The following is a 9,763-nucleotide window of genomic DNA, read 5'->3' as shown; positions in this document are numbered from 1 at the left end:
GTATTTATCAATATAAGGGGAGTTGACAGTATGAAGTGTTATGTCTATTCAAAATTAAGAAGGCTTTGTTAAAAATAAGATTAAAGCTTACAAATTTATTGGGTATAATATGTATTACGATTTATTTAGGAGAGATATATATGGAAGGAATACAAGGGATTTTTCAAAAGATATATCTCAAATTCTGAGAAATAAAATAAAAACAAATGAAATAAATGAATTGTTTGTGTTAAAAAATTTATTGCAATAGTTCGTAGGTGAAGGGAAATATATGATTTAAAAGGCGTGGAATTCCTATATAAAAAGAAGAAAGAGGGTCCAGCTATGGAAAAGACAAGATCAAAGTTAAATAATGCAACCATTGAAGGGATTATAGAGACATTAAAAGATGAAAATGAATGTTTACGTATGGAAATCGATTATTTAAAAAAGTTAAAGGCCGTACTTCAAAAAGAGAAGAAATTACAGAACAAGACTAAGTGGAAGTTCTAGTCTACCATTCATTTAATAATTCCATCAATTGCTTATTACTTTTTTCTTGAACAGTCATAATATCCCCCTTTTCTCTGTAAAGGCTTAATCTGATAATAACAGGAAATGGATAGTTTATATTTAACTATGATTTTTTTCGTTAATAATAAGAATATTCTGAATAATTAAGGCATCCTTATTCTGTTGATATATTCAATTTGTTTTAAAACAGACCGTCTATAATAGGCGGTCTGTTGTTTGTTATGGTCGGCGACTGCTATTCTTTTACTCATCTCATATTATATTTAGTTTAAGTATTGAGAATAGAAGAATAAGATTAGAAAAATTAATGTTTTGCTAAATAATTTATTGAATAGACTTAAAGGGATAAACAGCTCTCCTATGGTAAGGCTGTTGAGTTTATTCCTGTTTGGGCTTTTTAACAACTCTTTAAATGTTCGAAAGTTTATTTTATTAACGAAAGACCAACTTGGCATAGCTTTTGTATCTGAATCTATTTTGAAAATGATATGAATACTATGTGTATGAAAGCCGCCTATACTTAAAATAAGCATAAATCCTAAAATAATGAACCAAGTCATTTTCTAGCACCTCCTTCAGTATTTAATATTAAGATATTAATAACGTTGAGGAAGTGTGCTATTGTCCATGAAAAATATTGAGAAATTGTTGAGGGAACGTTGAGAATGTTGCAATGTAATTAATCGTAGCATAGTTAACTATGCTTGTCCTGTTATTTTTGTAAAAAAAGGAAAAGAGAACAGTTGCGTAGACTGTTCTCTTAAGGAGCGGAAGTGCTGAACATTTTTCAATGACAATGATTCAAGCCTTCCAATTATAGTGTGTGCAAATAGTTACAATTCATACATTAAAATTACTTTATTATAGAGTGAGTGTATTAGAAAGTACAAAGAGCACTTTTCAAAAGTGCTCTTTGTAAGGTGTACATTAAGGACTTGAAAGAGGCATCATTGTCAATTCGAAAGGAGATATCTATATACAACATATGAAGATGATTTGAAAGGGTGACGATAAAAACAAAAAGACCAGTAAGGATGTACCGATTGCTCAGCTTCAAGGAATTGGAGAGGGGGATTTATATTGTTAGGGAATTTTTTGAATGCTATTCCATTATGATAAACTATGCAGATGAATAATAAGAGTGAAGTTGTAAATTTATCATCTATAGTGTAATCTTCACCATTTGAAATAGGAACTCTTAAAATCTTATCCTGAGAAACTAGATGCCATCAATCATGTTGATAATTAAGTGCTTCGTCCTTTGTAGAACCTGGGGAGGCATATGCTTCTGTAATTCTTCAGTAAACGTAAGCATTTAAAGATTCATAAAGAAATGCTATCCCTTCCTATAATTCTACAGAAAGGATAACGTTTTTTTGCTTTATGGGTGATATAAAACTTTAGCTTGATAGCGCTGTGATAATGCCCCATTTAAACAAATTTCCCTTTTCCATACTGATAATGCCCCTTTTTTAGAGTCATCCTATCAGCATGTCGAAGATTAGGAGATTACTTGCAAGAGTCTTGGAAGTTTTGCAACCGTGCTGTGTTATAATTCTAAAGTACTGACATTTCATGTAGGACTTATAGATGTCGGTTTGACATATGAAATGTAAAATCAATCCGTCATTTTGAAGGTTCAGGCTACCATTATTTAAACTAACACTCACACTAAAAGAAGTACAAGGAGGAAGGTATATCTATTAAAATAGTGAGGTATACCAAATTAGAAATGAACATTAAATTTAATAAAAAAGTAGTAGCATTCACGGCAGGATTAACGGTATTATCTTCACCATTGGTATCGTTTGCAGAGGAACAACAATCAGTAAACAATAAGCAATCTACAAGCCTTCAAGTGCAAGGTAACACAGACCAACTTCAAACAACAGATGAACAGGCTTTAAAAAGTATTGAAGCTAGTTTTGAAGAGGTAGACGGACGTGGTGGAGGTACTGTCGACAATAAGAAAATAGATAGTCTTCAACGTTCAGAAGGTATTCATGAAGAAACAGGTACATTAACTGTTCCTAACAATTCAAACAGAACAAAACGTAGTCTGTCTCCCATATCACCTAGCACCTCTAGTACAATAAACGGTGTTCCATTCACTGAATGGATTGTTCCAGCAGGTAACGATAATATTCGTCCTCAAAACTACATGAGTCCAAAGTATATTACAATTCATGAGACTGATAATACAAGTGTAGGAGCAGGTGCTAGAAACCATGCTCAATACCTATATAACCAAGCAGTAGGTAACACGGACCGAGCTGCATCGTGGCATTTTACAGTAGACGATAAAGAGATTTATCAACATCTACCATTAAACGAGAACGGATGGCACGCAGGAGACGGTGATGGTCCAGGTAATAGAGAATCTATTGCAATTGAAATCGCAGTTAACAGTGACGGAAACTACAGTAAAGCAGTAGATAACGCTAAGAAACTTGTAGCTTATTTAATGAAAGAAACTGGTGTACCGTTAAATAACATTGTAAAACACCAAAAATGGAGCGGTAAAATCTGCCCTGCTAACATGATTAATAATGGGAAATGGGATGTATTCGTAAATAGCGTTGAGGGATATTATAATAATCTTTATCAACCAAAAGATGACATTACAGGAGGTTGGTATGAAGAAGCTATTCGAGAGTTAAATAGAAGGGGTATTATGATAGGGGAAGGAAACGGAGTTTTCGCACCCAATAGAGCGATAACAAGAGCCGAATTTGCTCAATTAATCTCTAAATCTCTAAACCTGCCAGCTGGAGATGCTTCATTTAAAGACCTAAACGATGCAAATTCAACTTTACGAGATGGTATTAAACGTACTGCAAGTGCAGGTATCATTCAAGGTAGAGGAGATGGTTATTTTGACCCAAACACACCTATTACAAGAGAAGAATCAGCAATTATTGTAAACAAGGCTTTACAGTATAAAGGTATATGGGGACCAGTTGTAAACCTACCATTCTCAGACAAAGACCAAATTAGCTATAAAGAAGATGTACAAAGATTGTATGGCTTAGGTATTGTCAAAGGTAAGGGTGAAAATCAATACGACCCTAAAGGAACAACAACTCGTGGTGAAACAGCAACATTCATTCTAAATATGCTACAAGTAATTGAAAATGGCAGTGTTGAAAAGGTAGTTGGAACGGCTCAAATTAATGGTATTGGGGTAAATGTTCGAAGCGGGTCAGGTACAAACTATTCTATTGTTAGAAAGACAAGTAAAGGCGAAAAAGTTACAGTATATGAAGAAAAGAATGGTTGGCTAAGAATTGGAACAGGTCAGTGGATTTATTATGACTCTAGTTATATCGATTATAACAGATTATAAAAGACTAAATACTTAAAAGAACAGGTCATATTTGGATATATAACTTACTCTCAGGTTGTGAAGAAGACTTTCTTCACAACCTGTTTTTGTGACTGGCCCCTCTATTACCTCTCAATACTGATGAAAAGAGGAGAAGGAGAGATTCATTATGGTGCTGGAATTGGGAAATCATCGTAATTAGCGTGTATGCAATTAGAGGCTAAGGTTTTTCTGATAATTAAGTGGAGGTCACTATACGTACCCATCCAGCCCATATTTTGAAATATTTTAAAACGAAAAAATGAGCTGGATGGGTAAAAGTTAGCACAAAATTTCGTTCTGAGGGTACTATAAAACCTTCGCTTGATAGAAAAGAGATAACATTAACTTTGTTGCCTAGAATTGCTCGTGCTAGATGTGGGTAGATTCAAAATTTATAGGCTTTATTAATCATCATTTGATTCACCTTCATTTTGGTAGGTGTCTCCTTGGTTAAAATGATAAAAAATGCAAAAAGAACTTGTAGGCATCACTACAAGTTCTTTTTTAGATAATATAAAAAGGTGAAACAAACTATCTCATTACTCGTAACAGGGAAACTATCTTACTTAAGGCTTGGTTTCATTATATAACAAATATTAACATGCAGTGTTTTAATGTGTGAAAATTACGTGAATTAGCAAACGAAATTTCATCTCTATTCGTTAAGAATTCCACTTATTCGTTTTTTAACACCTATAAATCAACGTTGAATGGATTAACAATATTTGCTAAAATAATATTATAATAATGCGATATACAGCAATTTATATAATAGAAAGATAAAAAATTTACATATCACTAATTTAACGCTTAGCCGTTGATTAATGGAGTAAGGTAAATAACGAAGTACATTTAATATACAATTCTTTCCGCAGCATAAGATACGTAATTAAGACATTTGATAGAAATAGAGTGCGAATAATGAGAAAGATGCTGACTTGTGGGTTACACTGATCAACTTGAAATGTTATAGGGGTGTACAAGTACTACAGCCAAAAAGTGATCTGTAATGAATATCGAAGAGGCTTACGAAAAGTTATATGTGAGTCAATGTGCGAAGGAAAAGGATAACGTTTATAGGAGGAAGCATGAGGGGGCAATTTAATATATGTAACGGGGGAATAATATTATGAAATTTAATACGAAATTATTAAAGAAATTACTTGTATTAAGTGCAACGTCTGTATCAATTTTCAGTGCCTGCTCTGCAAAGGAAGATGGGGATTACAAGCCATATAAGGAACAAGACTCTATAGAAGTCGCAAAGGTTGAAGAGGAGAAGTCTAATCCCCCTAAGATTGTAGAGAAGAAGTCCACTCTGCCTAAGGTCAAAGAGGATACAGAAGAACCTAAGAAGAAAAAAAGGCTACAACAAGTGGAGGAATCTAAGAATAAAGATGAGGAAATTAATGACAAATATCCGCATTATAAAGATGTACATGAGGACGCATCAACAGTATCACTAGAACAGTATAATCAAATCAAGGTTGGAATGCCTGCGGACAAAGTCATAGAGATAGCAGGAAAGCCTGGATCCAGCGAAACAACTAAATTGTTCTCTATCTATATATATTTAGGTCACGGTGGACACGGTTCGATGACTATAAAGTTTGATTCTAATAGAAATGTAACGAACAAAGAGCAAGATGGTCTTAGCAATACTGCAGTTAAAGATGAGAAGGCTAGCAAAGAACATGAAGACCCTAATCCTGAATCTGTTAAGAAATCTAGTGCTATAATTCCAAACGATTTTTGCGGACATGGACATGACGAAACGAAGGAGCTAGCGCACGACTGTGAAAAAATTACTGATAAGAAGGCATATAGAAGATATCAACTACAACAAAAGAGAGAAGAGCGAAAAAGACAAATTAGGGGCGAAGAACAGGAATTAATTGATTACGATCAGGGGGATGCAGCTTACAAGGAGCAACAGCGTATTTACGAAGAAATACAACGTAGAACAGAAGAAAGGGGATCGGTTGATTACGATTACGATCAAGTTAGAGCTCTTAACAAAGAAAGACAGCGTATGTACGAAGAAATACAAGAGTGAGATGAAGAAAAAGAGTGTAAAGTGTAAACTAAAAAAGCTAAATGGTACGAGGAGTATATTTCATAGATAGGAATTTGAATTATTGAAAAATCAAAATATGGAAGAGTAAATAAAAGACGCTAGTTGGCGTCTTTTATTTATCATTATTAGTAAAACTTCACTGGTGATTACTATTAATATTATAATATTTGATCTTGGAATTAACTTATTAGATAATGCTATTGATTGTATAACATCTGACAAATGACTAAAGATAATAAAAAAATTCTTGATACAAAAATCTAAATTGTATAATATATAGGTATATTGTTATTTGTTGAATTCCGTTTATTCCCACGCCTTATGTGTTGTGGTTGAGTTGCAGAAGCAAGTTGTGTTCTTGTTTCAATTTTGAAAGGGCTTCTTTGAGCCGATTAGTGTATATATAGCTTATTTTGCTATGCACATTTTTAATCGACTTGAAGAAGTCCTTTTTGTGTTGTTTTCAAGTCTATTTAATTGGGAGAACCAATTATCAAATTGGGTAAAAATTTTCATTTAGGGGGATTTAATTATGATAATCAGTTATGAAGTATCATTATTTTATTCTGCACATCCTGATGATCCTATTCAGAGTTTACGTGCATTACAAGCACTTAATCTGATAAAAGAGGATGTATTCTCTTTAATAGGTGTCAGTGTATCGTAATGAATAATTTACAGAATTAAATGGTAGTATGCAGACAGAGGGAATGACAGAAATTCGTAGTGAAGAATTACTATGAATTTCTGTCTTTTATTTTATAAGGAGCAACAAAGACACGTATGGAACGTAAGATTGACAAAGAATTTGAGAGAGCTACACAAATGTTGGATGCTTATCATTATAAAAAACAGGTGGAAAATCTGATAGAATACCTTATCAAGGGAAAGGGTCTGTGTACTTTGATACAGTAATTAAGTTAGATAAGAGGAGAACACAAAAGTATTCGAATCATACGTAGAACAGAATTTACTAAATCAAGAACATAAAAATGATCATTTAGTTTGTAATACGTATTCTTATGTATATCCATTAGGTAAAACATACTTAATATCCTAATGTAAATATAGATAGTTTAATAGAATTAAAAGTCCCATATATAATAAACAGTATACGAGGAGTGGGGGAAAATGAATTTTAACATTCAAAAAGGTCAATTTCGTTTAACAAGTGCTTATCCAAGAGGTAGCTGGTGGGAATTTTATCGTGTTACGTGTCCAATTTGTCATGATACAGGTAATTGCATGCTGCATATTTCGCAAGAGAAGGTAGCATGTACACGTGTAGAAAGTAAATGGATTTATGGGAAAAACACGGGAAATCCAAGCTACATTCATTACATAAATGGAAAAGATAAGTATCAATTTCCCGAGGCGGATGAAGTTCAGATTCATGATAAGAAAAGCAATAAAGAATTAGATGTGTTTAATCGGAAGTTAATGGATTTCGTACCATTACAGGAGCATCATCATGCACATTTATTAAAAGATAGAAAAATGAGCGAGGAACAAATACAAGTACGTCAATATCGTTCGTTCTTAAAGAAACAAATTGTGTTAGAGGAGGATAATACGTATACGACTGTTTGGGAGCAGCTATTTAAACAGATTGGGAATAAAAATTGCTGGCAGGGAATCCCGGGTTTCTATGAGATGAAGAAAGGTCGACTTTCTCTTCGTTTGATGTCAGGATCTCCTGGTATATTGATTCCTTTTCGAAACCAGTACAATCAAATTGTTGGATGGCAAGTTCGTGTGGATGAAGTGAAAAACTCCGTTCATGTGAAATCAGCACCTCCTGGAGTTCAAGCAGAATTAATTGAACAGCCTAATGTTATAAAGATAACTAAAAATGGTGATTGTATCTTTGAATGCGAACTAGAAGTGAGCAAAAAGGTAGAGATTCCATTTCAAGAGGGACAAATAGTTGTAAAGATTCATAAAGGGCAAAAATATCTGTGGGTCTCATCAGCAAACAAAAATCAAGGAACTGGTGCAGGAGGTAGTGAAAATCCACTTCCTGTACATGTAGCTGTACCAAGTTCTCATTTGAAACATTGGAATTCTGGTACCTTACATCAAACCAACTCAGTAATGATTACAGAGGGAGCTATGAAAGCAGATCTGGTTGCTGATTTGATTGCAGTGAGATTTAATAAAATGGAATTTTCTGAAGTAGGGAAGACGGTTCTTGCAATTCCTGGTGTGAATGCTTGGCGAATTGTTATGCCTGTATTAAAAGATATGAGTGTAGAAAATGTCTATTTAGCGTTTGACGCTGATTTAGTAGAGAATCAAAAAGTAAGAAAAGCTCTTATAGACTTTGCGACAAAGTTAAAGACAGAGGGCTATAACGTAATTATTGCTGCATGGAACCCAGCACAAGGTAAGGGGCTAGATGATGTAATGCAAGCGGGATTTAAACCTGTATTTCAGAGATTGTGAAATTCATAAAGTAGGTTGGTATTTTCATAAATAGGTAGATTGAAAAAGATAGAGTTTGTAATTCTATCTTTTTCTTATATCCAATTACCACAGAGGATTTAAATTAACTAAAAGAAAGGTAGAAGAGAATATGAATACATCTATGAAAAAAAGTCTAGTAAATTTACGAGTTGATTTTGCTTTCAAGCGCTTGTTTGGAGTAGAAGGAAACGAGGATATACTCATTGGTTTTCTTAATGCGGTATTACAATCCTCTTTAGATGAGAAAATCATTTCTTTGCATTTGGATGATCCGCATCTTCACAGGGAGCAAAAGGATGATAAATTGTCTATTTTAGATTTGCGAGCTACTCTGAATAATGGTATAAAATTAAATATAGAGATACAGGTTCGCGACAAAAAAGACATGATCGAGCGATCTTTGTTCTATTGGGCTGGCATGTATTATTCTCAAATGACTCAGGGGATGAAGTATACAGAATTAAGACCAACTATTTGTATTAATATAGTAGATTTCATTCTGTTTCCAGGAGAAGAGGACTTTCATAATGTCGGTGTAGTCATGAACAAAAAATCGGAGCACATAATTTCAGAGAATATGCAATTGCACTTTCTTGAGATTCCAAAAGTAATTCGAGAATGGCAAGAAGATCGAATGGATCCATGGGAGGATATATTAGCACGTTGGCTATTATTATTTCCTGCATATGAAGATGAGAAATTAACTACAATCCTGGAGGGAATCGCGATGGAAAAAGATCCAGTTTTGAAAAAGGCAATAGAGGATTGGGAGCGTTTAAGTAGTGATAAAGACTTTTTACGCTTATATGAGGCGAGAGAGAAGGCAATAAAAGATAGAATATCAGAAATAGAGACAGCAGAAGAAAAAGCAGCAAAAGAAGCTAGAATAGAAATGATTCATAATTTAATTAAAGTAGGTGTACCTATAGAGAAGATAGCGGAAGCCACTGAATTAAGTGTCGAAAAGGTTAATGAAATTTTAAGAAACAAAGAGTAGATAGAAGTAGTGAAAAACAGGTACTTGTGAAAAACGCACAATTACCTGTTTTTTGTTTCTAATGAATAGTTTGATAAACACAAGGCTTAGACACTCCTTAATAGGTAGTATACTCTTATTAAGGAGCATAATAAGTTGTTGGAGGGATTAAAATGAATAAGAAAAAAGAAGCGCATACCCTTAGAGATAAAATAGAATCATGTTGCTCACTGAAAGAAGATATGCTAGTTTATCAAGACCTAAATTGTAAAAAGTCATAAAGAATAAAGTGCGATACATATTAGACATGACCAGTATGTATCGCACTTTTATTTCATATTGGGGTCCCGCCACATCGCTATCA

General features: G+C 33.7%; 7 protein-coding genes and 1 pseudogene. 6 read left to right on the top strand and 2 right to left on the bottom strand.

All coding sequences use genetic code 11. From position 1 onward, the window contains the following. Nucleotides 1–324: 324 nt before the first annotated feature. Nucleotides 325–492 (top strand): hypothetical protein, encoded by a 168-nt coding sequence (locus tag ABWK52_RS19790; RefSeq protein ID WP_172852012.1) that lies wholly within the window; start codon nt 325–327, stop codon nt 490–492. Between the two features lie 284 nt (nt 493–776). Here the strand turns inward: ABWK52_RS19790 and ABWK52_RS19785 are convergent, their stop codons facing one another. Together ABWK52_RS19785 and ABWK52_RS19780 are read right to left on the bottom strand one after the other, a co-directional pair. After that, nucleotides 777–1,073 carry a hypothetical protein gene (locus tag ABWK52_RS19785; protein ID WP_074626557.1) on the bottom strand — a complete coding sequence of 99 codons (297 nt, stop codon included), beginning with the start codon at nt 1,071–1,073 and terminating at the stop codon, nt 777–779. Nucleotides 1,074–1,667: 594 nt separating this feature from the next. Further along, a pseudogene (locus ABWK52_RS19780) lies at nt 1,668–1,781 on the bottom strand (DUF3221 domain-containing protein); the annotation flags it as partial. A gap of 464 nt (nt 1,782–2,245) precedes the next feature. Here ABWK52_RS19780 and ABWK52_RS19775 point away from each other — a divergent pair. From ABWK52_RS19775 to ABWK52_RS19755, 5 genes are all read left to right on the top strand, one after another. Next, the gene (locus ABWK52_RS19775) at nt 2,246–3,859 is read left to right on the top strand and encodes an S-layer homology domain-containing protein (protein ID WP_098542447.1); all 1,614 of its coding nucleotides are present in this window, start codon (nt 2,246–2,248) and stop codon (nt 3,857–3,859) included. A gap of 1,150 nt (nt 3,860–5,009) precedes the next feature. Beyond that, on the top strand, nt 5,010–5,936 hold the full coding sequence (locus tag ABWK52_RS19770; RefSeq protein WP_098281140.1) for a hypothetical protein: 927 nt from the start codon (nt 5,010–5,012) through the stop codon (nt 5,934–5,936). A gap of 553 nt (nt 5,937–6,489) precedes the next feature. Next, complete coding sequence (locus ABWK52_RS19765) at nt 6,490–6,624, top strand: hypothetical protein (protein WP_016078541.1); 135 nt, start codon at nt 6,490–6,492, stop codon at nt 6,622–6,624. 464 nt (nt 6,625–7,088) lie between these two features. Beyond that, complete coding sequence (locus tag ABWK52_RS19760; protein ID WP_098542311.1) at nt 7,089–8,402, top strand: DUF3854 domain-containing protein; 1,314 nt, start codon at nt 7,089–7,091, stop codon at nt 8,400–8,402. Nucleotides 8,403–8,532: 130 nt separating this feature from the next. After that, nucleotides 8,533–9,420, top strand: coding sequence for an Rpn family recombination-promoting nuclease/putative transposase (locus ABWK52_RS19755; protein WP_098542313.1), 888 nt, complete (start codon nt 8,533–8,535; stop codon nt 9,418–9,420). Nucleotides 9,421–9,763: the final 343 nt, after the last annotated feature.

Origin of the sequence: Bacillus sp. AP50, assembly GCF_040492675.1 — a bacterium.
Lineage (GTDB): Bacteria > Bacillota > Bacilli > Bacillales > Bacillaceae_G > Bacillus_A > Bacillus_A cereus.
The sequence above is the reverse complement of the archived record's forward strand: the minus strand, read 5'-3'. Positions and strand labels throughout refer to the sequence as shown.